Here is a 22402-nt window from a genome sequence, read left to right as displayed (position 1 = left end):
ACTTTGTTATAGGATAGTTAGGAATTTAGCGTATGATAGTATTACAAAATGAAAAGAAATGAGGAGAGAGCGATGGAAAAGAAGTTGAGAGTTGGCGTTTTAGGAGCGACCGGCATGGTAGGGCAGAGATTCATTTCCCTGCTGGAGAACCATCCATGGTATGAGGTAGTGATCGTGGCAGCAAGCCCCCGTTCTGCAGGAAAAACTTATGAGGAGGCAGTTGGAGGCCGCTGGAAAATGACCACACCAATGCCGGAGGCGGTAAAACGGCTGACTGTTATGAATGTAAATGAAGTGGATGAGGTCGCTGCCGGCGTTGATTTTGTTTTCAGCGCTGTGGACATGACAAAAGAGGAAATCAAAGCGATTGAGGAAGCCTATGCTAAGACCGGAACACCGGTCGTGTCCAATAACAGTGCTCATAGATGGACACCTGATGTTCCTATGGTGGTGCCGGAGATTAATCCGGAGCATTTTGAGATCATTAAGGACCAGAGAAAGCGCCTGGGAACAGAGCGCGGATTTATTGCGGTGAAGCCTAACTGTTCCATTCAGAGCTATGCTCCCGTGCTGACCGCCTGGAAGGAATTTGAACCATATGAAGTGGTAGCTACGACTTATCAGGCGATTTCCGGAGCCGGCAAGACCTTTACGGACTGGCCTGAGATGGAAGGCAACATCATTCCGTATATAGGGGGAGAAGAAGAAAAGAGCGAGCAGGAACCGCTTCGTCTCTGGGGTAAGATTGAAAACGGAGAAATCGTTAAAACAAATGAACCGGTCATTACATGCCAGTGCATCCGCGTTCCTGTATTAAATGGCCATACGGCAGCTGTATTTGTTAAATTCCGTAAAAAACCGACCAAGGAGGAATTAATTGACCGCCTGGTAAGCTTTAAGGGTCTTCCCCAGGAATTGAGCCTTCCCAGCGCTCCGAAGCAGTTCATTCAGTATCTGGAGGAGGATAATCGTCCTCAGGTATCTCTTGATGTGGATTTTGAAAAAGGCATGGGAATTTCAGTAGGGCGCCTTAGAGAAGATACGGTTTATGATTATAAATTTGTGGGCTTGTCCCACAACACGGTCCGTGGCGCGGCCGGCGGTGCAGTTCTCTCAGCAGAACTTTTGACTGCCCAGGGATATATCAAAGCTAAAGAATGAACGGGTAATAAAGCTCCCTCTCCTTGTTAAAGGGGGAGCTTTCAGTAAAAAGGTAAATGGAGGAAGCAAAATGGCATACAAGAAAGAACTTTGGGGAAACATGCCCGATGGCAGAGAAGTGTATCTGTATACACTGGTTAATGAGAACGGAGCATCCGCTTCTTTTACCAATTTAGGCGCAGTGTGGGTCACCATGAATGTGCCGGACAGGGAGGGAAAACAGACGGATGTGGTATTGGGATATGACTGTGCATCAAAATATCTTATAAACCCGCCTCACTTTGGCGCTCCCATTGGACGGAGTGCCAACCGCATTGCAGGTGCGAAATTCTCCCTGAATGGAAAAGAATACAGGCTGGAAGCCAATAATGGCCCAAATAACCTGCACAGCGGACCGGATCTTTACCATAGCCGTCTTTGGGACAGCCAGGCAGAAGAGGACGGTCTGGGGACCAGTGTCAGTTTCTCTCTCTTTTCACCGGATGGAGATCAGGGATTCCCGGGAAATGCAAACATTACCGTGACCTATACCCTGACGCCGGATAACAGCCTGAAGCTTTCCTACCACATGATCTGTGATGCAGATACCGTGGCGAACTTTACCAATCACAGCTATTTTAATCTGGATGGCCAGGATGGCGGCTGTGCCATGAAGCAAAGGGTATGGATTGACGCAGATTATTTTACAAGAGCGGATGAAGGTTCGATTCCTACGGGAGAGCTCACTTCTGTTAAAGGAACCCCCATGGATTTCACAGCCATGAAGCCCATTGACCAGGATATTGATGAAGAGTATGAGGCACTGATTTTTGGAGGAGGATATGACCATAACTGGGTACTCAACCATCAGTCGGGAGAAGTCGCCCTGTGTGCCGCGGCCGAATCGGATAAGACAGGGATCCGGATGGAGGTTTACACAGACCTACCGGGAATGCAGTTTTATACTGCAAACTTCCTGAAAAATGATACGGCAGGCAAGGGAGGAACGGTTTATGAAAAACGCTGCTGCTATTGCTTTGAAACCCAGTATTATCCGAATTCAGTGAACATGCCTGAATTTCCGTCTCCTGTCTTAAAGGCCGGAGAAGAATATAAGACAACAACGATTTATAAGTTTTCCAATGTGAAATAAGGGAAAAGGGATAAAATCAGGGACGCAGGGATACTGCGCCCCTGCTCCTATGTGAAAGGACATCGTGAGTGTACATATGAATAAACCGGACGGAAAAGGAATCAAGGCATTGTCCGCACTTGGACTGGTCGTGACGACTGTTATATGGGGCAGCGCCTTTGTTGTGATGAAGAATTCGGTAGCTGTGATTTCCCCTGCTTATCTGCTGGCCCTGCGATTTACCATTGCTTCCATTGCAATGGTGGCCGTATTCTGGAGACGGGTCAGGGGTATACATCAGTCGGATTTGATATGCGGCGGGCTTTTGGGTGTGTTTTTATTTATCAGCTATTTTTTCCAGACCTATGGACTGAAATATACCACAGCCAGCAAGAATGCGTTTATCACTACGTTATACGTGATTCTGGTACCGTTTCTTCATTGGTTTTTTAATAAGAAAAAACCCTCCGTGAATAATATGGCAGCTGCGTTGATTGCAGTTTTCGGGCTTGCTCTTATATCCTTAGAGGGGGATCTGTCAGTAAATATCGGTGATTTGCTGACCCTTATATGCGGTTTTTTCTTTGCGTTCCATATCGTTTTCATAGACCGATATACAGCAGACCATGATCCGGTCAGCCTGACTGTGATCCAGATGGCTGTGGCTGCATTGTTAAGCTGGGCTGTGGCTTTGCCGTTGGAAGGCATTTTGGATTTTGGTGTGATGGATCAATCTATATTAGCGGGTTTATTATACTTAGGGATATTCAGTACCATGCTCTGTTACCTCTTTCAGAACGTAGGTCAGAAGCATTTAAGTCCCAATACGTCTTCTATCATTTTGTCTTTTGAATCTGTATTCGGCCTGCTGTTCTCCGTTCTGTTTCTGGGAGAACCGGTGACTCCGAAACTGATTGCAGGCTGCATTCTGATGTTTGCTTCCGTCATTCTTTCAGAATATAAGAGGAAGACCGGTTAAACATAATCATTTGGCGAGAAGGGGCCTGTCGTTATGAAAGGACTCTGCAGTCTTACAGACATCGATCCATTCTACGGCTTGGGAAAGCATCATAAGTTCCTGGCAGGTCAGCTCAATAGCAGAGTTTGAGCTTCCGGCAGCGGGGAAAACAGTTTGAAATCTTTGCAGGGAAATGTCTAAAAAGGTTGCAGCGTGTTCCGGATTGGCGAATGGGCATACTCCCCCGATTTCATGTCCGGTAAGCACCGATACTTCATTGGCACCCAGCATCTTTGCCTTGAACCCAAACTTCTTTTTAAATTTTGCATTATCGATTTTTGTATCGCCTGCCGTAACCACCAGAATGCAGCCATTTGCTCCATTTCCATGAAAGGAAAGGGTTTTCGCAATGCGGGCAGGTTCCACATCAAGTGCTTTTGCAGCCAATTCTACCGTTGCGCTGGATACCGGGAATTCCCGGACCTGGCCGTCCCTTCCGAAGTTTTTTAGATATTCTTTTACCTTTTGTACAGACATCCGTTCAACACTCCTTTGCATACATGTAATAAAACTGTAAATAAATTGTTTACCATTGTACCATTGATATTCCATTTTTTCAATGTTATAATGGATTTTAGCGGGTCTTTTGGCGTGGGGTGTCAGAAAGAATTGCTATTCATGAGTTTTAATGATATAATAGTACGGTTACTATCACGAAGCAGTAGGGAGATATATGTCGAAATCGTTATACATTGCAGAAAAACCAAGCGTGGCCCAGGAATTTGCCAATGCCCTGAAGGCAGGCGGAAGGCGAAGGGATGGATACATAGAAGCGGATCAGGTGATCATAACCTGGTGTGTCGGTCATCTGGTCACCATGAGTTATCCGGAAATGTACGACCCTAAATACAAGCGGTGGAGCCTTTCCACCCTTCCGTTTCTTCCGAAAGAGTTTAAGTATGAAGTGATTCCCAGCGCGGAAAAGCAATTTAAGACCGTAAGCGGTTTGTTAAACCGTCCTGATGTGGATACCATCTATGTCTGCACGGACTCCGGGCGGGAAGGAGAGTACATATACCGCCTGGTTGCACAAATGGCAGGGGTTCAGGGCAAATGCCAGAAGCGGGTATGGATCGATTCCCAGACAGAAGAAGAGATATTAAGAGGAATCCGTGAGGCCAAAGATGAATCCGAATACGATAATCTTTCGGCATCCGCCTATTTAAGGGCCAAAGAAGATTATCTGATGGGTATTAATTTTTCCCGTTTGCTTACACTTAGATATGGACAGCACATTTCCAATTACTTAAAGAGCGGGAAGAATACGGTAATATCCGTAGGCCGTGTCATGACCTGTGTCATGGGTATGGTGGTACGGAGAGAACGGGAGATCCGGGAGTTTGTGAAAACTCCTTTTTTCCGGGTGATTGGTACCTTTTCCGGACAGGATACAGAGTGCACCCCGCAGTCGGATATGGATTTTGATGCGGAGTGGAGGAGTGCGGCCGGTTCCCGGTATTTTGAATCCCCGTTCCTTTATAAGGAGAATGGTTTCAAAGAGAGGAAACATGCGGAGGAGCTTATTGATATTCTTTCTGCCATGGATCCTATGGAGGGAACCGTAGTTTCCATAGAAAAGAAAAAGGAAACAAAGAATCCCCCCTTGCTTTACAATCTGGCTGAACTTCAGAATGATTGTTCCAGGATGTTTAAGATCAGTCCTGATGAGACCTTAAAGCTGGTTCAGGAGCTTTATGAAAAGAAGATGGTCACCTACCCCAGAACCGATGCCAGAGTCCTTTCCACAGCGGTGGCGAAAGAAATTCATAAGAACATCGGAGGGCTTAAGGGCTTTGAGCCTGTGGCGGCAGCGGCAGCCGAGGCCATGGAGATGGGCACCTACCGGACCATTGAGAAGACAAGATATGTGAATGACAAGCAGATCACCGACCACTATGCCATCATACCGACCGGCCAGGGGCTGGGAGCATTAAGAGGCCTGTCTGGGCTTACGGCTAAGGTTTATGAGGTTATAACCAGAAGGTTTTTGAGTATTTTTTATCCCCCGGCTGTTTATCAGAAATATGCCCTGGAACTTGCGGCTGACACAGCGTGCCCCGCTTCCGAGACCGTCCCGTCTCATCAGGTGCCGGGAAAAGAGCATTTTTATGCCAATTTCCGGGTTATGCTGGAAGAGGGATATTTAAAGGTTGCTGATGTGTCGGGCGGAAAGAAGAAGCAGGAGGAAAAAAACAGTGAAACGCCATCAGAGGATGGGGCGCCGGACAGCGCATCCCGCCTCACCGGACATGAGAATGATTCGGAAGCACCTCAGAATAACATGGATAATCCTGCATTCATCGCCATGCTTGGCACTTTAAAAAAAGGTATGCGGATTCCGCTTAAGAAATTGGCCATTAAAGAAGGCGAGACCTCTCCGCCTAAGCGGTATACCTCAGGTTCCATGATTTTGGCTATGGAGAATGCCGGACAGCTCATTGAGGATGAAGAGCTGCGGGCCCAGATTAAGGGCAGCGGCATCGGAACCAGTGCCACGCGGGCTGAGATCTTAAAAAAGCTGTTCCACATTGGATACCTTTCGTTAAATACGAAGACCCAGGTAATCATTCCAACACTTTTGGGAGAGATGATTTTTGATGTGGTCAATACATCCATCAAACAGCTTCTGAATCCGGAACTGACAGCGAGCTGGGAAAAAGGGCTGACTTATGTAGCAGAGGGAAGCATAACCCCGGAAGAATATATGCAGAAATTGGAATATTTTGTTGCCGGACGCACTGCAGGTGTGTTAAGGCTGAATAATCACTACGACCTGCGTAGCGTATTTGATGCCGCGGCAGCTAATTATAAAAAACAAAAATAGGAGATTGATTGCATGAAAAAAGAAGATATGACAAACCAGGATTTATTTGATACCAACCATACCATAGCGAAATTATTATTTGAACAGACCACCTATCCGTGGGAGATTCTTCCTAAAATCAGCGAGTTCATTGTTTCCCTGGGAGAACGCCTTCCCAAAGATGAGTATGTTCATGTGGGAAAAGCGGTATGGATCCATAAATCCGTTAATCTTCCGCCAACAGCCTGTATGGGTGAGAATGTCATCATTTGTAAGGGTGCCCAGATCCGCCATTGCGCATTTATCAGAGGCAATGCGATCATTGGAGAATTTGCTGTAGTAGGAAACTCCTCAGAAATTAAAAATTCCATTCTTTTTGACGGAGTCCAGGTTCCGCATTATAACTATGTAGGAGATTCCATCTTAGGCTATAAATCCCATATGGGTGCTTCTTCTCTGGCTTCCAACGTAAAATCAGACAAATCTCTGATTACGGTTCATGCAGAAGACGGGAATATTGAGACCGGTCTGAAAAAATTTGGTGCCATTGTGGGAGATTTTGCAGAAATCGGCTGCGGTGCCGTATTGAATCCGGGAACAGTAATTGGCCCAAAATCCAGCATTTATCCTCTTTCCAGTGTCAGAGGCTGTGTGGAGGCCAACTCGATCTATAAGAACCAGGGTGAAATCATTGAGAAAAGCGTGACTGAGGAATAAAGGAGAGGCTGTTGCATAATAAAACTGTAATAGCAGCTTGCAAAATGAAATAGTATTTACGGCATAAAAAATGAGCTTTGAAAATGGTTTAAAACCAGTCAAGGCTCATTTTTTGTATATTATTTTTCAGAGTGACTATTTTGCAACAGCCCCTTTTTTCATTTGGTTCCGAAAATCCGATCCCCAGCATCTCCCAGGCCCGGGCAGATGTAGGCATTTTCATTTAACTGGCGGTCCAGATGTCCCACATAGATCTGAATGTCCGGATGAGTCTCGTGAAGTCTCTTTAAGCCTTCCGGAGCAGCAATGATGGACATGAATTTGATGTGTTTCCCGCCATACTGTTTAATGAAGTCAACCGCTGCAACCGCAGAACCGCCAGTTGCCAGCATGGGATCTGTCACAACAATGGTTCTCTGCTCGATGGGGCTGGGCAGCTTACAGTAATATTCATGAGGCTCATGCGTTACTTCATCCCGGTACAGTCCGATGTGGCCGACCTTTGCAGAGGGGACCAAAGCCAGAATACCGTTTACCATGCCAAGACCTGCACGAAGTATTGGAACAACGGCCATTTTTTTGCCGGCAATCATAGGAGTCATACAGGTCTCAATTGGAGTTTCCACCTCCACATCCTGTAAGGGCAGATCCCTTAAAGCTTCGAATCCCATGAGCATCGCAATTTCTTCGATGAGTGCACGGAACTCGTTGGTTCCGGTCTTCTTATCCCGCAAGATAGAAATCTTATGCTGAATGAGTGGGTGGGTAAAAATGGTTACATTGTCCATTGAAAAATCCATAGTATTATTAATCCTTTCTTTAATCTCTTGCTGTATCAGGTGTTTCAGGTAAAATGAGGTTCATAAAGACGCCGATCACAACCGCGATGAAAAGACCTGAAATGTTTAGTGTAATAGAACCAACTTCGATATTAAGCCCTCCAAGCTGAGCAAACCCAAGGCCAAATACCAGAATAAGTCCAACGATGGTCAAATTCCTGCTATGTGTGAAATCCAGATTGGATTCTGCCAGGGAACGGATACCGACCGCAGCGATCATACCAAATAGCATGATTTCAACTCCGCCCTTAACCGGACCGGGAATGGTCTGGAGAATGGCTCCCATTTTACCGAACAGGCCCAGGAGAATGGCGAATGCTGCCGTTACCCGTAAAAGTTTTGGGTTGTAATTCTTTGTGGTTGCAAGAACGCCGGTGTTTTCAGAATAAGTAGTGTTTGCAGGACCGCCGATCATACCGGCCAGCAGGGTTGCCAGACCATCTCCCATAAGAGTTCGGTGAAGTCCCGGATCCTTTAAAAAGTCTTTCCCGACAACGGTACCATTGGTCGTTATATCTCCAATGTGCTCCATAAAGGTAACGCAGGCGATGGGAGCAATGGAGAGGATTGCTCCAAGGCTGAATTTCGGCACTGACATGAACGTTACTCCGTTTAAATCTTTGGTTATAAACGGAATATTGATCCATGATGCGGAGGCGATAGCAGAATAATCCATGTGAAAAATACCTGCTGCCCCTAAAATTATGCACAGCAAATAACCTGCTGCAATTCCGATAAGGATCGGAACCAGCTTGAAAAAACCGTGAGCAAAGATGGAGCAGAGAATTACTACAAACAGGGTAAAGATGGCTATTCCTAAGTTTAACGCAATGGCTGGAGTTATTCCATCGGCAAGGCTTAAGTTACCGGTGGCATCATTGATTGCGGTACTTGCAAGATTAATACCGATGACCACAATGACAGGGCCTGTAACGACCGGAGGAAATATCTTTTTAATTTTGTCCGCGCCGATGCTATAGGCGATCAGAGCGAAAACAAGATAGACCAGACCGGCAAAAATAATTCCACCCTGTACGAAAGGTACGTTCTCCGGGATCACGGTTCCTTCCGGCCGGATGACTGCGGTGACGGCGGCCAGAAAAGCGAAGGAGGAACCGAGAAACACGGGGACCTTAAATTTAGTACAGCAGTGGAATATTAAGGTGCCAACGCCTGCAGAAAATAGTGCGAGCGATGGATTGAGACCTGTCAGTAAGGGTACCAGCACGGTAGCGCCGAACATAGCGAACAAATGCTGGATGCTGAGCAGATAATCTCGGGTTGACAGTTTTGCGTTGTTACTCATTTTTCTACCCCATTTCTTTTTATTTTCCGTCCTATTTTATCAAAGAAAGGGGTAAATGGCAACTATTTTTCCTATTTTGTCTCCGGAGTATATTTTACCAGTACAAAATCGCCCAAAGCGTGAGGCACGGGGATGGAAACAATAATAGTGCCCCCGTCCTCGTAACTAAAGGATTCCGGGAAAACAGAAGTGCCATTCTTGGATTTTGTCCGGACCGGGAAATCGGCCTGCTGGAACATTTTGGCATATGCTTCCGGACCGGTATCCGACCGCATGGCCATGAATGCTTCAGTAAGCTCAGGGGAAGCATCATAAAGTTTACAGTCCTCAGACAGAATGTATCCGGCCAGTGCAGAAGGATCCACATAATCCGTCAGCCTGATGTCTTTTGCCTGAGACATATCAACGGTATTGGTAACAAAGATATTGGTGGGATAAGCTGCCCCATCTGCGGAAAACAATCCGGTATAGACCACGGTTGTCCGTTTCCGGTCAGCGGAAATCACTTTAGACTCAATGGTAAGGCTGCCCTTTTGAGCATTACCCAAATAAGCCTTTTGAATCTCAAGTGCGTTGCTCTTTAACAGGTTATTGATCTTCTCCTCGAGCGCCTGATCCCCTAAATTGGAAATGGCCGGGTATTGAATGGAAACATTGCCCTCCTGATAGGTGTGTATGGCAGCGGTTACGCCGGAAGCTGCGGTATCCGCACCGGTCCTATCCTGTTTATCCTGGTCTTCTGAAACCTGGATTTTGACAGGCTCGGTGCTTTCGGTGGCAGCCGGCATGGATTCCTGAGCTGCTGTGGTGTGGGTGCTTGACAAATCGATTTTGACATAATTCTTATGCCCGCATCCGCTTAAAGCCAGAACACAGCCCATGGAAAAGACGAAAATAAGTGTGTTGCGTTTCGTAGGATCACCCTCCTTTTTCTTTTGTAAAATTTTATTAATAGTATACCATAAATACGGAAGATTTGCATGGATATTTTTTGAACTGCCGATATCTCCATTCTGATTTTCCTGTAACAGAGAACAGCAAAAAATGACTGGTAAAATCGGAACAAAAAGCAATAAAGTAGTTTTTTTAAACATCAGCGGGAGGCATCCATTTACTTAAAAAATAACAATGTTTTGATTGTATTGTCTTCATTATAAACAGGTATTTTTATGATGCTGTTAACATATATAATAACGGTAGCTTTCATGTGGTATCCCTTCATTTTCTGCTGGTATGGACGACGGAAATAGAAAGCCTCTATCAAATTTATGCGGATTGCGTGTATGAAAATTTGAGGAAATTTAGGTTGATTTATAAAAACGGCAGCCTTAAAATAAAAGTGTCATAATAATTATCTTGAGGAGGACATAGATGCTTAATATTGCTATTTGTGATAATAACAAAAAAGATTCTGCAAGAATTGAAACTATTGTTAAGAACTATATGAATACCAAATTTATTCCATTTCGAATATATATCTTTAAGTCAGGAGAAGAATTACTGGAATTTCATGATAAACTTGATTTAATATTTCTTGATATCGCCATGGAAGGCATAAATGGTATTCAAACAGGTAAAAGACTGCGTGAAATAAACAGAAATTCCAAAATAGTATATACGACCAATTATAAGCAATATTGTATACAGGCAGTGAATAATGTTCATGCATTTGCTTATTTAGATAAGCCTGTTACAAAAAGCAAGGCAGAGCAGCAGCTTGATGAAGTGATTCGATACATAAAAGAAGAAAATGAGAAAATAGAAATCGTAAAATTTGAGACCATAGAAATAACAAAGGAAGGGAAAATAGAAAATAAAATTAAGAGCTTTGAAGTAAAAGATATTTATTATTTTGAATATTTTAATAGAAAAATAAAAATAAAATTGGAAAATGAAGAATATTTCTTTGTTGATAAAATGAAGTATTTGGCAGCAAAGATGAAAGAACACAATTTTGAAACCTGCCATCAATGTTTTCTGGTAAACTTAATGCATGTTAAAAAAATAAAAGGTTATGAGGTTTTTCTTGATAATAATGAAAAGCTTCCGGTTTCACAAAAAAAATCAGCTGATTTCAGAAAAAAATTAAATAAATTTATACAAAGCAGTATATAGGAGAAAAAATGGAAGATTATATTTTTTTTATATTCGGTACCGTTATTTCATGTCTGATTAACAGTCTCATATTATTTCAATTTATAGAAGAAAAAAATGAAAGAATATATGCGAATCGATGGCTGTATTTCCTGGTAAAAACAGGACTATACCTGGTTATTGTCTGCATTAATGTGATACAGCAGCCTGTCATTAATTTTGCAAGCTGGATTATACTGTTTGGCATTGTAAATTATGCATTGTATGAGAATACGAATATTAAAAATATTTACCGGGTTTTAGAAGTTCCGGTATTGATTTCGATACTGACAGTATGTGAAACAGTCGGCGTATTTACACTGGAATTTATTTTATGGAAATTAGGGATACATAATATTCAGGCGATTATGATGGAGAGCATGGAGATAACGTTTTCTAAATTATTTGTGCTGATTTTTTATTATTTAGTCATTTCAAAGCTGTGGCGGGATGACTTAACGCTTACGAAACCACAATTTCTGGTTGAAGTAATTATAATTTTGTTCAGCATTGCCGATTTAGCTGTCATTATCTCTGTTATTTCCAAGATCACGAGTAATACGGAATTTATCCTCTTACTGATCAATATGGCATTTATGTTATTTGCGGATTTATATTTCCTGTACTTTGCCAGGTTTGCGGAAAAGTATAATCAGCTGAAGGTAAAATTAAGGCTTTTAGAGCAGCAGTCATTGCTGCAATATGAATACTATGCGGAGCAGGAAGAAAAGTATAATGAATCCGTCAAAATTCTGCATGATGTTAACAAACATATAAAAATGATCGAAAATATGTATCAGGCAAAAGAGGAAGAAATTGCAATAACATATACGCAGGAAATAAGTGAGATGCTGCTGCCGCTGGCTTTGGAAGAATATACAAATAATCCGATTTTAAATGTTTTATTGAATGATAAAAAGAAAATTGCCAACTTTCATAACATCCGGTTTGGCCTGGAAGTAGGGAGTGTTGACCTCAGCTTTATGGAACCGATTGAAGTAACTACCGTATTCGGAAATTTGCTGGATAACGCGATAGAAGCGTGTGATATGGTTTCCCAAAATAAATATATTGAAATGAAACTGGACAGATATAATGATTTTATCGTTGTAAATATCAGCAATAGTTCCATGCCAATTGAAAAATGGAATCATGACAAACCGGTATCAAGGAAAGGCAAAAACCATGGAATTGGTTTGCTGAACGTGGAAAACATTATTAAGAAGTACAATGGCTGTATGGTCTTAGAGGAAGAAGCCATGAAATTCAGCTGTAAGATCATCTTTAATCAATAATTTAAAATTAAAACCACCATTTTTATCCCGGGAGCCTGCAAAGCAGGCTCCTTTTTTCTGTAAGATATACAAAAAAACTGTAAGTTATTCGTGTAGTATTGAAAATGAAACAAAAGAGTGAGAAAATGCGGCTGTAAACAAGAAATATCAAAAAAATAATAACAAGAAAGGAAAAACCATTATGAAAAAAGAATTAAAAACGTTATCATTGGAACTGGTATCAAAAGCAATTTTAAAGTCAGCTGTAAAAGAAGCAAATTCCTCCTGTTTCTTTATTGGCTACCAGCCTAAATTACCTAAAGATGTATTGAAATTAAGAAAATTCTAAGTACGAAAGAACATAATTTTAAACTTGTTCACAAATATGTAGAAGCGTTTCAAATTGGCAATCATGAGCAATTTGATTATGCTGCCTGATTTTTCCATTCAGGTTTACATAGATGTAGCTAACAATCATCAGCTGTCAACTCAATCAATGATTGTCCTGGCAGCTGATGCAAAATCCAAATGAAAGGAATGAATGAAATGAAAAAGGTAGCTTTGATTAGTCCCTTAAGAACAGCTGTCGGTTCCTTTAACGGAACCCTGTCCACTGTAAGTGCCCCTGAAATGGCATCAACAGTCATGAAAGCTTGTCTTAAGCAAAGTAATTTGGAAAGTTCTTTTATTGATAAGATTTATTTGGGAAATGTCCTTCAGGCAGGCATAGGCCAGAACCCCGCCAGACAGGCTGCATCAAAGGCAGGAATACCGTTTGATATACCTGCATCAACAATAAACACTGTCTGCGGATCAGGACTTCATACGGTTGCTTTAGCCTATGATTCAATTCTGGCAGAACAGGATAACGTAATTTTAGCCGGAGGCATGGAAAGCATGTCAAATGCCCCTTATCTTTTAAGGAACGCAAGAAACGGCTACCGGCTTGGCAATGGTGAAATAATTGACAGCTTGGTCACTGATGGTCTTACGTGTGCTTTAAAAAATTATCATATGGGTATTACTGCAGAAAATGTTGCTGATAAATATGGAATTTCAAGGCCTATGCAGGATGAATTTGCATATGAAAGTCATAGGAAGGCAGCAGAAGCAAAAAACAGGAAGGCTTTTGACAGTCAGATTGTTCCTGTAACGGTTAAAAAGAAAAAGGAAGAAATTATTTTTTCTGATGACGAGCATGTCAGAGCGGATACTACAAAGGAAAAATTATCCGGTTTGAGGACGGTATTTAAAACAGACGGTACAGTTACTGCCGGAAACGCTTCGCCTATAAGCGATGGTGCGGCGGCTATGTTAGTAGCTTCTGAAGATAAATGCAAAGAGTATGATTTAAAGCCGTCAGCTTACATAAAGGGTTATTCTCTTGTTGGTGTTGATCCGGCCTATATGGGGATCGGCCCGGTAAAAGCGGTGAAATCGCTTCTTAAGAAACTGGATTTATCCATAGATAAAATTGATCTTTTTGAATTAAATGAAGCTTTCGCCTCACAAGCCCTGGCAGTAACCAGGGAACTTGGGGTTGATATGGGAAAGGTGAATGTCAATGGCGGAGCAATTGCTATCGGACATCCTGTAGGTGCAAGCGGAGCCAGGATACTGGTAACATTGGTGAATGAGATGATACGGAGAAACTCACATTACGGTATAGCAGCTTTATGCATCGGAGGCGGGATGGGAATCGCAATGCTGGTAGAAAATGCAGTGGATTAAGAACTTAAATAATTTTACATAGAAAGGAGCATGTATATGAATCAAGAAGAGATTCTTTCCCTGTATTCCATGCCTGCGGCCAGTCCAAGCTATGGCCGTCCGCCCTGCCGTTTTATCAATAGAGAATTTTTTACGATATGCTATGAATCCGATCCGGCTTTGATCAGACAAGCTGTCCCGGAGCCCCTGAAACCGGATGGAAGCAATACTGTTTTATATGAATGGATTAAAATGCCCGATTCGTCCGGGTTTGGAAGCTATGAAGAAAGCGGTATCGTGATTCCCTGCACTTTTGATGGGGAACCCTGCAATTTTACTGCCCAGATGTATTTAAATAACGGTCCCGCCATTCTTGGCGGACGTGAAATCTGGGGATTTCCTAAAAAATGGGGACATCCCAGTCTGGAGGTAAAAGAAACTGAAACATTAACCGGTACTCTGCACTATAATGATATTCTGGTGGCCATGGGTACGATGCCTTTCAAATACAACGTTCTTGATGATAAGGCAGTTGCCGGAGCCATAGCCAGGACCCAGGTTAATTTAAAATTAATTCCTGATGTTGACGGCAGCCTGAAAATTGCACAGTTAACAGCCTATAATCTGGAGGACATTGTAGTAAAGGGCGCCTGGTCCGGACCTGCCAGATTGAGCCTGATCCCTCATGTCAATGCTCCTGTAGCGGATTTACCCGTAAAAGCCTGCATCGGAGGGAAGCATTATATTGCGGATTTAACATTACCGTATGCAAGAGTATTGCATGATTATCTGAATTAAAGGAAAGGAGGCTTATGGCATGAACAGTAAATTAATGACGGCTGAGGAAGCAGTCAGCAAGGTAAAAGACGGAGACATGCTTATGGTCGGCGGTTTTCTGGCCGGAGGGCATCCGGAAAATCTGGTATCAGCTCTCGTAAAAACAAATTCTGCCGGCAACCTGGCCATTGTTTCCAATGATACAGGTACACCGGAGTTATCCATTTATCAATTGGTGAAAAGCGGAAGAGTAAAACAGATCTTTGCTTCCTATATTGGCTCCAATCCGGAAACGGGAAGGCTCCTTATGACCGGAGAAGCTAAGGTACAGCTTTTTCCTCAGGGCACTCTTGCGGAAAAAATTCGTGCAGGCGGCGCCGGCCTTGGCGGTGTTATAACGCCGGTAGGCATCGGTACCGTTGTCGAAGAGGGAAAGAGAAAGATCGATATTGACGGGAAGGATTATTTGCTTGAACTGCCGCTAAAAGCAAATGTAGCTTTTATTAAGGCACAAAAGGCCGATGAAGCAGGAAATCTCATCATCAACGGATCTTCCCGTAACTTTAATATTGTTATGGCAACAGCTGCAGACTATGTAGTAGCAGAGGTGGAAGAATACGTACATACAGGGGAAATCGATCCCAATCATGTAAACGTTCCCGGAATTTTTGTAAATGCGATAGTAAAGGTGGGATGATGTATGAATAATAGAGAATTTATTGCAAAAAGGATTGCAAAGGAGCTGAAAGACGGTGATGTTGTAAATCTTGGAATTGGATTGCCTACAATGGTTGCAAACTACGTGCCGGATCATGTTCAGATTACGCTGCAGGCTGAAAATGGAATTCTTGGCGTAGGTCCGAAGCCGGCGCAGGAAGAGGAAAGCCTGGATTGCATTGATGCAGGAGGAAATTACGTTTCCACAATGAAGGGAGCCAGTTTTTTTGACAGTTCATTTTCATTTTGCATCATCCGCGGAGGACACGTGGATATTACCGTTTTGGGTGCCCTTGAAGTTGACGAGGAAGGCAACGTGGCAAACTGGATGATTCCGGGCAAAAAGGTACCGGGCATGGGGGGAGCCATGGATTTGGTTGTCGGAGCCAAGAAGGTGATTTTAGCCATGGAGCATGTGAGCAAAGACGGTTCCCCTAAAATACTGAAAAAGTGCAGGCTGCCGCTGACGGCCATAAATGTGGCCAAAACCATTGTAACCAATATGGCTGTCATCGATGTTGTCCCGGACAAGGGGCTGGTGCTGAAGGAAATTGCACCCGGCCTGTCGGCCGAAGACGTTCAAAATGCAACAGAGGCCAAGCTTACGGTATCACCGGATTTAAAGATGATCGAAGTATAGGAGCAAACCATGAAAGCCGGTAGTTTCGGAAAATGGCCCCGGCAGGCGCTGTTTTGTAAGTGCATCTGCCGCGGCCTGAAATTACCGGATTCATTTTATGGATCAGTCGTTAATATAAATAATGAAAAGAATATTGCATCGAAAATCATATCAAAAATGCGAGGAGTAAAAAAATCCAAATGATCAGAATGATAAGCTGGAAAGAGCATATGATAGAGAAGCTTGTACTTTATAATATTATCCCGGAAGAGGAGACAGAAATATATACATTTGGTATGGAGTGCCTGGTTTTAAAACTGATTCATTGCATATCATATTTTGGAATTGCTGCCTGTTTGGGGATGCTGCCTGAGCTGATCGTCATAGGGTGTGTGCTGATACCGCTAAGACGAAGTGCCGGGGGCTATCATGCAAAGACAAGAACCGGGTGCTATCTGTTTTCCTGCTTTTATGTTTTTATTATTCTTTTCGTGTCGAAAGCCGTAATCAACCAATACATGTGGTGGGGAGCACTGGCTTTATCGGATGGAGTCATTTTTTTCATGAGTCCCGTAGACAATGATAATAAAAAATTGGATGAGAAGGAAACCCTGTATTACAGAAAAAAATCAAGGCACATTCTTATTCTGGTGAATATAGGCTGCGTATTACTGACGGTCTTTCATTTTTATAAGACAGGAAGCCTGTTAGGTTACGGAATTTACGCTGCGGCATTTTTACTGCTGCTTCAAAAGATAACTGCAAAAATTAATAAGGCAACCGTTAATTACTGTTGAAATGAAATGACGAGGCTTGGAATATCCTCGTTATTTTTTTATTTTACAGGAAAGTTTTCCGAGCTCCCCTGTAAAATAAAAAGACTACCAGAAAAAAGAGCACTAACATCCATGAAAAATTAGAGATTTTATAAAAAGAATATAGAATATCTAATTTCATCTGGAAAAAAATCATAATTTTCCGGTATTTATTGCCAGATATAAATGGTAGTATAAATCGAAAGAAAGAGCAATTGCAGCAAAGAAGGTTCCTTAAAGTGAAAAATATAAAAGCTGTTATACCGCGGTCATCTTCTAAGAAAAAAAATGACTGGCGTGGTTTTGGCTATTTTCTCTGGATTTTACCCTTTTTAATTTTGATTTTTTTATTCTCCTATTTTCCTTTACATGGCTGGATTTATTCATTCTTTGACTATAAACCGCCAAGGAGCTTATCACAATGTGAATTTGTGGGGCTTCAATGGTTTCAGATGCTCTTTACGAATAAAACTCAGGTTGCTCAGCTTTTTTTAGTAATGAAGAACACATTTGCCATGAGTCTGCTGGGGATTCTTACATCCTTTTTACCGGTGGGATTTGCTGTTTTTTTAAATGAAATGAAGTGCAAATGGTTTAAAACTTTCGTACAGACATTTACCACGCTTCCCAATTTTATCAGTTGGGTTCTTATTTATTCAGTCGCATTCAGTCTTTTTTCTTCCAGCGGTATGGTCAATAACATTTTGAAAAATTGGGGAATTATTTCAGAGCCGGTTAAATTTCTGGACAGTGATTCCCATACCTATTTATGGATGATGATGTGGAATATCTGGAAAAATCTGGGATGGGGCTCCATTGTTTATCTGGCCTCGATCGCCGGTATCGATCAGGAGCAGTATGAAGCGGCCAGCATTGACGGAGCGAATCGTTTTCAGCTTATGAGGAATATTACATTGCCTTCCCTTTTGCCCACCTTTTTTATTATGTTAATGTTAAGTGTTGCTAATTTTTTAAATAATGGGATAGACCAGTACTATGTATTTCAAAATTCCTTTAATAAGGAGCATATCCAGGTGCTGGACCTATATGTATATAATATTGGTATGACAGGCAGCAGCTATTCTTTGGCAACAGCGATCAGCATGTTAAAGAGTATTGTAAGCGTGGCATTACTTACCATCGTAAATATTGTATCGAAACAGGTTCGTGGAGAGTCTATCATTTAGGAAGGTGTATGGGATGAAAAATTTAAAACATAAAAGAAAAAGACAAAATGGCAGCGATGTGGTCTTTCATTTTATTAATTATCTTCTGTTTGGAGTTTTTACAATTGTATGTATTTATCCTTTTTTTTACCTGGTTATTAATACGATCAGTGCAAATGATTTAAGTGCCGGCGGAAAGATCAATTTGATACCAAGAGGAATCCATCTGGAAAACTACAAAAAACTGATCGAGTTAAAAGGCCTTGGTACTGCCGCATTGGTTTCGTTTGCAAAGATGATAATCGGCACGGCATTAACTGTAATTGGTTCTGCTTTTCTGGGCTTTATGTTCACGCAGGAAAGAATGTGGAAAAGAAAGTTCTGGTACCGTTTTGTAGTAATCACCATGTACTTTAATGCGGGATTAATTCCGCTATTCATCACAATGAAAAACCTGTATTTGACTAATACCTTCTGGGTTTATGTAATACCGACAATTGTACAGCCTTTTTATATAATTCTCGTAAAAACCTATGTAGAATCTTTGCCCAAGGCATTGCAGGAAGCGGCGGAAATTGACGGTGCAGGAATTTTTAAGGTTTTCTATAAAATTGTTTTGCCTGCCTGTACTCCGATTTTAGCGACTGTCGCTATTTTTTCAGCAGTTAACCAGTGGAACAGCTATCAGGATACCTTAATTTATATTACTGACCAGAAACTGTATTCCCTTCAATATCTGCTTTATACCTATATTAATCAGGCAAACTCGTTGGCGTCCATGGTAAAAAACAGTCAGGGAGCAGCACTTGGTTCCTCTGTCGTTGCAACGCAGCAGACGGGAACTTCAATCCGTATGACGGTATCTGTTATTGTAGTACTGCCGATTTTATTCATTTATCCGATGTTCCAAAGATTTTTTGTCAAGGGAATTATGATCGGATCCGTAAAAGGCTGATAAATGGAGGAGAGAATATGAAGAAAAAGATTATGAGCGCACTTTTATGTATGACATTGCTTATGTCTGTTTTAATGGGGTGCGGCAAAACAAAGCAGGGCACGACAACTGCATTAAGTGATTCCGGCAACCGTAAATATAAGGATTTTATTACGGTGGATGTATTTGATGAGCTGGCGAACTATCAGGGGATTCAAAGCGGATGGTTTGCAAAGATAGTAAAGGATAAATTCAATATGGAATTAAACATCATTGCAAGAAATGTTGCGGGCGGCGGGGAAACTCTTTACCAGACCCGCTCCGCAGCCGGTGATTTAGGAGAATTGATCATTCTTGATAATTCCAATGGAAAATTAAACGATTTGGTAACTTCCGGGCTTGTGATGGATTGCACCGATCTGATGAAGAATAAAGATATTATGAAAAATTATGGTTCTGCCATAGAAAAATTGAATGAGGATCTTAGTCAGGAAGGTATCTGGGCTTTTCCTAATTCCATATCAGACCAGGCGGCTACAGAGCCGAGTGAAGGCTTAGAGCCCACATTCGGACCATATATCCGATGGGATTATTATGGAGAACTGGGATATCCGGAAATGGCTGCCTTAGATGATTTTCTGGATGTATTGGAGGATATGCAAAAGCTTGCCAGAGAGAAGGAAGGAAATGATAAAATTTATGCCATCTCATTATTTAAAGATTGGGATGATAATATGATGAATAATGCCAAACAGTTTTGCTGTATGTATGGATATGATGAAGTCGGTTTTGTTCTGGCAAAAGCAGATGGTTCAGATTATTCCAGCATTATTGATTCGGATTCCATTTACACAAATGTATTAAAATTCTTATATAAAGCAAATCAAAGGGGATTAGTAGACCCGGATTCTACAACACAAAATTATGATACCCTGCAAAATAAATATACCAAGGGCGAAGTCCTATATTGTCCATGGCCATGGTTGGCGCAAAATAAGTTTAATACGCAGGAAAATAAAGCAGCAGGAAAAGGATATATGCTGGCAACCATTGACGATATGAATATATTTTCCTATGGCAATTGCCCGGAGGGAGATTCCAAAAGGGTCATTGCGATTGGAAGCAATGCGAAAGATCCGGAAAGACTGGCAGACTTTATTGACTGGCTGTACTCGCCGGAAGGCATCGAATTAAATGCTCAGGCAAACGGGGCAGCAGGTATTCAGGGCTTAACCTGGGAAAAGGGAGAAGATGGCAAAGCAGCATTAACGGAATACGGAAAATCGGCACTTCCTTCTAATGAAGTAGATGTGCCGGAAGAATACGGCGGAGGAAATTGGAAGGATGGAGTTTCTGCATTAAATTTCAAACCGGTAAATTTAGGAGATATTGACCCTGGTATTGGAGAGCCGTATGATTGGCAGGTATGGGAAACAACGATTGCAAATAATGTTACTCCTCTGAGTGAAGACTGGAGTGCTCATAATAACGCAGACACTGCGATGAATTATTTACGGAAAAATAACCTGATTATTGTGGCGCCGGGCTCCAGCTATGCAACACCGGAAGAAGATTCCAATATCACTACCATACGCGGGCAATGTAAAGCAACGATTGTTGAGAACTCATGGAAAATGATATTTGCGAAAGATGATGATGAATTTACCTCCCTGTTAAATACGATGCAGACAACTGCAAATGGACTTGGATATGATGAAGTATTGAAAGTAGACAAAAAGAGTGCCAGAGATCAGAATGATGCAAGAGTGGCATCTGCTGAGGCGTATCCTTCACAGAACCAGCGAAAGGAATAAGAAAGAATGGATCAGGAAAGAGAACAGGCGTATAAAAAAGAAATACAGCGGGTTATTGAACGGGGACCATTCCATGCAGACTGGAGTTCTCTTACAGGCATGCGCCCTCCCGGCTGGTTTGCCAAAGCAAAATTTGGAATATTCATCCATTGGGGGCTTTATAGTGTGCCGGCTCATGCCAATGAATGGTATCCCAGAAACATGTATATACAGGGGAAAGAAGAGTGGGAATATCACAGAAAAACCTATGGAGAGCAAAAAAAGTTTGGTTATAAAGATTTTATTCCCATGTTTACAGCAAAGGAATTTCATCCGGCCGAATGGGCGGAACTGTTTCGGGAGGCGGGGGCAAATTATGTTTTTCCGGTAGCGGAGCATCATGACGGATTTCAGATGTATAAAAGTGAAATCTCTAAATTCAATGCCTTTGATATGGGACCTGGGAGAGATTTGCTTGGTGAATTAAAGAAGGCGGTAGAAGATAAGGGGATGGTTTTTTGTACCTCTTCCCATCGGGCAGAGCATTGGTTTTTTATGGGGCATGGAAAGGAATTTGACAGTGATATCAAAGAACCATTAAAAAAAGACGATTTTTACTGGCCTGCTATGCCGGAGCCGGATAATCAGGACCTGCAGTGTGAACCTTATCCTACGGAAGAGTACCTTGAGGATTGGCTGCTCCGTACCTGTGAGATCATTGACCGTTATAAGCCTGCACTTTTGTATTTCGATTGGTGGATTCAGCATGAAGCTTTTAAAGAACCGTTGAAAAAATTGGCGGCATATTATTATAACAGGGGAAAAGAATGGGGAAAAGAGGTGGCCATTTGCTATAAGCATGATGCAATGATGTTTGGAAGCGGGATCGTGGAGGTTGAAAGAGGAAAGATGTCAGAAGCAAAGCCTTATTTGTGGCAGACCGATACCGCAATAGCCAACAATTCATGGTGTTATACCGATACATTAGAGTATAAGACCAGCCGCCAGATTATCCGGAGCTTTGTGGATATTATAAGCAAAAACGGCAATATGCTTTTAAATGTAGGACCAAAGTCAGATGGCTCCATCCCAGAGAAGGATCAAACGATTTTAAGAGAAATCGGAGCATGGATGCACCGGAATGCTGAGGCGGTTTATGGAAGCAGGCCATGGAGAAAATCAGGAGAAGGGAATACGAAAGAGGAGGAAGGCCAGTTTACGGACCAAAAAGAAGCGGCCTATACGAAGGAGGATATCCGCTTTACAGCAGCGGGAGACAGCATCTATGCTTTTGTTATGAATTACCCTGAGGATGGAAACGTAACCATACGTTCCCTGGCAGATTCAAAGGACCAGAATGTGCCGGAATTTCATGGATTGATAAAAGAAGTAAGTGTATTAGGATTTGAAGAAAAACCGTTTTACAAAAAAGACAGGGAAGGCCTGCATATTGTAACATATTCGGTGAAAAGCGACTTGCCTGTGGTTATTAAGGTACAGATTAATTGA

General features: G+C 42.2%; 21 protein-coding genes. 17 read left to right on the top strand and 4 right to left on the bottom strand.

The features are described 5' to 3' along the window. Positions 1–72 precede the first annotated feature (72 nt). The 3 genes from asd to BQ9856_RS10460 all read left to right on the top strand — a co-directional run bounded on the left by asd (position 73) and on the right by BQ9856_RS10460 (position 3251). Entirely contained in the window at positions 73–1161 is a 1089-nt protein-coding gene (gene asd / locus BQ9856_RS10470) for an aspartate-semialdehyde dehydrogenase (RefSeq protein WP_077610986.1), read from the top strand. A gap of 70 nt (positions 1162–1231) precedes the next feature. After that, positions 1232–2293 carry an aldose epimerase family protein gene (locus BQ9856_RS10465; protein ID WP_077610985.1) on the top strand — a complete coding sequence of 354 codons (1062 nt, stop codon included), beginning with the start codon at positions 1232–1234 and terminating at the stop codon, positions 2291–2293. Positions 2294–2369: 76 nt separating this feature from the next. Then, complete coding sequence (locus BQ9856_RS10460; protein WP_077610984.1) at positions 2370–3251, top strand: DMT family transporter; 882 nt, start codon at positions 2370–2372, stop codon at positions 3249–3251. Between the two features lie 6 nt (positions 3252–3257). On the opposite strand, the gene BQ9856_RS10455 is transcribed toward BQ9856_RS10460, so the two are convergent. After that, positions 3258–3767 (bottom strand): YbaK/EbsC family protein, encoded by a 510-nt coding sequence (locus BQ9856_RS10455; RefSeq protein WP_077610983.1) that lies wholly within the window; start codon positions 3765–3767, stop codon positions 3258–3260. Positions 3768–3963: 196 nt separating this feature from the next. On the opposite strand from BQ9856_RS10455, the gene BQ9856_RS10450 reads away from it, so the two are divergent. Together BQ9856_RS10450 and BQ9856_RS10445 are read left to right on the top strand one after the other, a co-directional pair. Next, positions 3964–6114 (top strand): DNA topoisomerase, encoded by a 2151-nt coding sequence (locus BQ9856_RS10450; RefSeq protein WP_077610982.1) that lies wholly within the window; start codon positions 3964–3966, stop codon positions 6112–6114. A gap of 12 nt (positions 6115–6126) precedes the next feature. Then, the gene (locus BQ9856_RS10445) at positions 6127–6810 is read left to right on the top strand and encodes a UDP-N-acetylglucosamine pyrophosphorylase (RefSeq protein WP_077610981.1); all 684 of its coding nucleotides are present in this window, start codon (positions 6127–6129) and stop codon (positions 6808–6810) included. Positions 6811–6968: 158 nt separating this feature from the next. Here BQ9856_RS10445 and upp read toward each other — a convergent pair whose 3' ends face one another. The 3 genes from upp to BQ9856_RS10430 form a co-directional block, all read right to left on the bottom strand. Next, a complete protein-coding gene (upp, locus tag BQ9856_RS10440; protein ID WP_077613334.1) occupies positions 6969–7598 on the bottom strand; it encodes a uracil phosphoribosyltransferase in 630 nt (209 codons plus the stop codon). A gap of 31 nt (positions 7599–7629) precedes the next feature. Further along, a complete protein-coding gene (locus BQ9856_RS10435; protein WP_077610980.1) occupies positions 7630–8955 on the bottom strand; it encodes a uracil-xanthine permease family protein in 1326 nt (441 codons plus the stop codon). Positions 8956–9026: 71 nt separating this feature from the next. Next, positions 9027–10049: a DUF4163 domain-containing protein gene (locus BQ9856_RS10430; RefSeq protein ID WP_235839185.1), complete on the bottom strand. Its 1023-nt coding sequence runs from the start codon at positions 10047–10049 to the stop codon at positions 9027–9029. Between the two features lie 277 nt (positions 10050–10326). On the opposite strand from BQ9856_RS10430, the gene BQ9856_RS10425 reads away from it, so the two are divergent. The 12 genes from BQ9856_RS10425 to BQ9856_RS10370 all read left to right on the top strand — a co-directional run bounded on the left by BQ9856_RS10425 (position 10327) and on the right by BQ9856_RS10370 (position 22402). After that, positions 10327–11070 (top strand): LytR/AlgR family response regulator transcription factor, encoded by a 744-nt coding sequence (locus tag BQ9856_RS10425; protein ID WP_077610979.1) that lies wholly within the window; start codon positions 10327–10329, stop codon positions 11068–11070. A gap of 8 nt (positions 11071–11078) precedes the next feature. Further along, positions 11079–12383 carry a sensor histidine kinase gene (locus tag BQ9856_RS10420; RefSeq protein ID WP_077610978.1) on the top strand — a complete coding sequence of 435 codons (1305 nt, stop codon included), beginning with the start codon at positions 11079–11081 and terminating at the stop codon, positions 12381–12383. Between the two features lie 181 nt (positions 12384–12564). Then, positions 12565–12711 carry a cyclic lactone autoinducer peptide gene (locus tag BQ9856_RS10415; protein WP_077610977.1) on the top strand — a complete coding sequence of 49 codons (147 nt, stop codon included), beginning with the start codon at positions 12565–12567 and terminating at the stop codon, positions 12709–12711. Between the two features lie 197 nt (positions 12712–12908). Then, positions 12909–14093: an acetyl-CoA C-acetyltransferase gene (locus BQ9856_RS10410; protein ID WP_077613332.1), complete on the top strand. Its 1185-nt coding sequence runs from the start codon at positions 12909–12911 to the stop codon at positions 14091–14093. Positions 14094–14129: 36 nt separating this feature from the next. Then, positions 14130–14870: an acetoacetate decarboxylase gene (locus BQ9856_RS10405; protein WP_077610976.1), complete on the top strand. Its 741-nt coding sequence runs from the start codon at positions 14130–14132 to the stop codon at positions 14868–14870. A gap of 19 nt (positions 14871–14889) precedes the next feature. Beyond that, positions 14890–15546, top strand: a complete 657-nt coding sequence (locus tag BQ9856_RS10400) for a CoA transferase subunit A (RefSeq protein WP_077610975.1) — start codon at positions 14890–14892, stop codon at positions 15544–15546. A gap of 3 nt (positions 15547–15549) precedes the next feature. After that, positions 15550–16206, top strand: coding sequence for a 3-oxoacid CoA-transferase subunit B (locus BQ9856_RS10395; RefSeq protein ID WP_077610974.1), 657 nt, complete (start codon positions 15550–15552; stop codon positions 16204–16206). A gap of 179 nt (positions 16207–16385) precedes the next feature. Further along, the gene (locus BQ9856_RS10390) at positions 16386–16982 is read left to right on the top strand and encodes an accessory gene regulator ArgB-like protein (protein WP_077610973.1); all 597 of its coding nucleotides are present in this window, start codon (positions 16386–16388) and stop codon (positions 16980–16982) included. Between the two features lie 515 nt (positions 16983–17497). Next, complete coding sequence (locus BQ9856_RS10385) at positions 17498–18187, top strand: ABC transporter permease subunit (RefSeq protein WP_442855520.1); 690 nt, start codon at positions 17498–17500, stop codon at positions 18185–18187. Between the two features lie 13 nt (positions 18188–18200). Further along, positions 18201–19121 (top strand): carbohydrate ABC transporter permease, encoded by a 921-nt coding sequence (locus tag BQ9856_RS10380; protein ID WP_077610971.1) that lies wholly within the window; start codon positions 18201–18203, stop codon positions 19119–19121. Positions 19122–19138: 17 nt separating this feature from the next. Then, positions 19139–20914 (top strand): ABC transporter substrate-binding protein, encoded by a 1776-nt coding sequence (locus tag BQ9856_RS10375; protein ID WP_077610970.1) that lies wholly within the window; start codon positions 19139–19141, stop codon positions 20912–20914. A 6-nt stretch (positions 20915–20920) separates the two neighbouring features. Continuing rightward, the gene (locus tag BQ9856_RS10370) at positions 20921–22402 is read left to right on the top strand and encodes an alpha-L-fucosidase (RefSeq protein WP_077610969.1); all 1482 of its coding nucleotides are present in this window, start codon (positions 20921–20923) and stop codon (positions 22400–22402) included.

The organism is Clostridium sp. Marseille-P2415 (genome assembly GCF_900155545.1).
Taxonomy (GTDB): domain Bacteria; phylum Bacillota; class Clostridia; order Lachnospirales; family Lachnospiraceae; genus Lacrimispora.
This window is presented reverse-complemented; position numbering and strand designations above follow the sequence as displayed.

Excerpts from the sequence above, each read along its gene's own strand:
- asd (WP_077610986.1), top strand. The coding sequence starts at position 73 with ATGGAAAAGAAGTTGAGAGTTGGCGTTTTAGGAGCGACCGGCATGGTA.
- BQ9856_RS10465 (WP_077610985.1), top strand. The coding sequence starts at position 1,232 with ATGGCATACAAGAAAGAACTTTGGGGAAACATGCCCGATGGCAGAGAA.
- BQ9856_RS10460 (WP_077610984.1), top strand. The coding sequence starts at position 2,370 with ATGAATAAACCGGACGGAAAAGGAATCAAGGCATTGTCCGCACTTGGA.
- BQ9856_RS10455 (WP_077610983.1), bottom strand. The coding sequence starts at position 3,767 with ATGTCTGTACAAAAGGTAAAAGAATATCTAAAAAACTTCGGAAGGGAC.
- BQ9856_RS10450 (WP_077610982.1), top strand. The coding sequence starts at position 3,964 with ATGTCGAAATCGTTATACATTGCAGAAAAACCAAGCGTGGCCCAGGAA.
- BQ9856_RS10445 (WP_077610981.1), top strand. The coding sequence starts at position 6,127 with ATGAAAAAAGAAGATATGACAAACCAGGATTTATTTGATACCAACCAT.
- upp (WP_077613334.1), bottom strand. The coding sequence starts at position 7,598 with ATGGACAATGTAACCATTTTTACCCACCCACTCATTCAGCATAAGATT.
- BQ9856_RS10435 (WP_077610980.1), bottom strand. The coding sequence starts at position 8,955 with ATGAGTAACAACGCAAAACTGTCAACCCGAGATTATCTGCTCAGCATC.
- BQ9856_RS10430 (WP_235839185.1), bottom strand. The coding sequence starts at position 10,049 with ATGTTTAAAAAAACTACTTTATTGCTTTTTGTTCCGATTTTACCAGTC.
- BQ9856_RS10425 (WP_077610979.1), top strand. The coding sequence starts at position 10,327 with ATGCTTAATATTGCTATTTGTGATAATAACAAAAAAGATTCTGCAAGA.
- BQ9856_RS10420 (WP_077610978.1), top strand. The coding sequence starts at position 11,079 with ATGGAAGATTATATTTTTTTTATATTCGGTACCGTTATTTCATGTCTG.
- BQ9856_RS10415 (WP_077610977.1), top strand. The coding sequence starts at position 12,565 with ATGAAAAAAGAATTAAAAACGTTATCATTGGAACTGGTATCAAAAGCA.
- BQ9856_RS10410 (WP_077613332.1), top strand. The coding sequence starts at position 12,909 with ATGAAAAAGGTAGCTTTGATTAGTCCCTTAAGAACAGCTGTCGGTTCC.
- BQ9856_RS10405 (WP_077610976.1), top strand. The coding sequence starts at position 14,130 with ATGAATCAAGAAGAGATTCTTTCCCTGTATTCCATGCCTGCGGCCAGT.
- BQ9856_RS10400 (WP_077610975.1), top strand. The coding sequence starts at position 14,890 with ATGAACAGTAAATTAATGACGGCTGAGGAAGCAGTCAGCAAGGTAAAA.
- BQ9856_RS10395 (WP_077610974.1), top strand. The coding sequence starts at position 15,550 with ATGAATAATAGAGAATTTATTGCAAAAAGGATTGCAAAGGAGCTGAAA.
- BQ9856_RS10390 (WP_077610973.1), top strand. The coding sequence starts at position 16,386 with ATGATCAGAATGATAAGCTGGAAAGAGCATATGATAGAGAAGCTTGTA.
- BQ9856_RS10385 (WP_442855520.1), top strand. The coding sequence starts at position 17,498 with ATGAAGAACACATTTGCCATGAGTCTGCTGGGGATTCTTACATCCTTT.
- BQ9856_RS10380 (WP_077610971.1), top strand. The coding sequence starts at position 18,201 with ATGAAAAATTTAAAACATAAAAGAAAAAGACAAAATGGCAGCGATGTG.
- BQ9856_RS10375 (WP_077610970.1), top strand. The coding sequence starts at position 19,139 with ATGAAGAAAAAGATTATGAGCGCACTTTTATGTATGACATTGCTTATG.
- BQ9856_RS10370 (WP_077610969.1), top strand. The coding sequence starts at position 20,921 with ATGGATCAGGAAAGAGAACAGGCGTATAAAAAAGAAATACAGCGGGTT.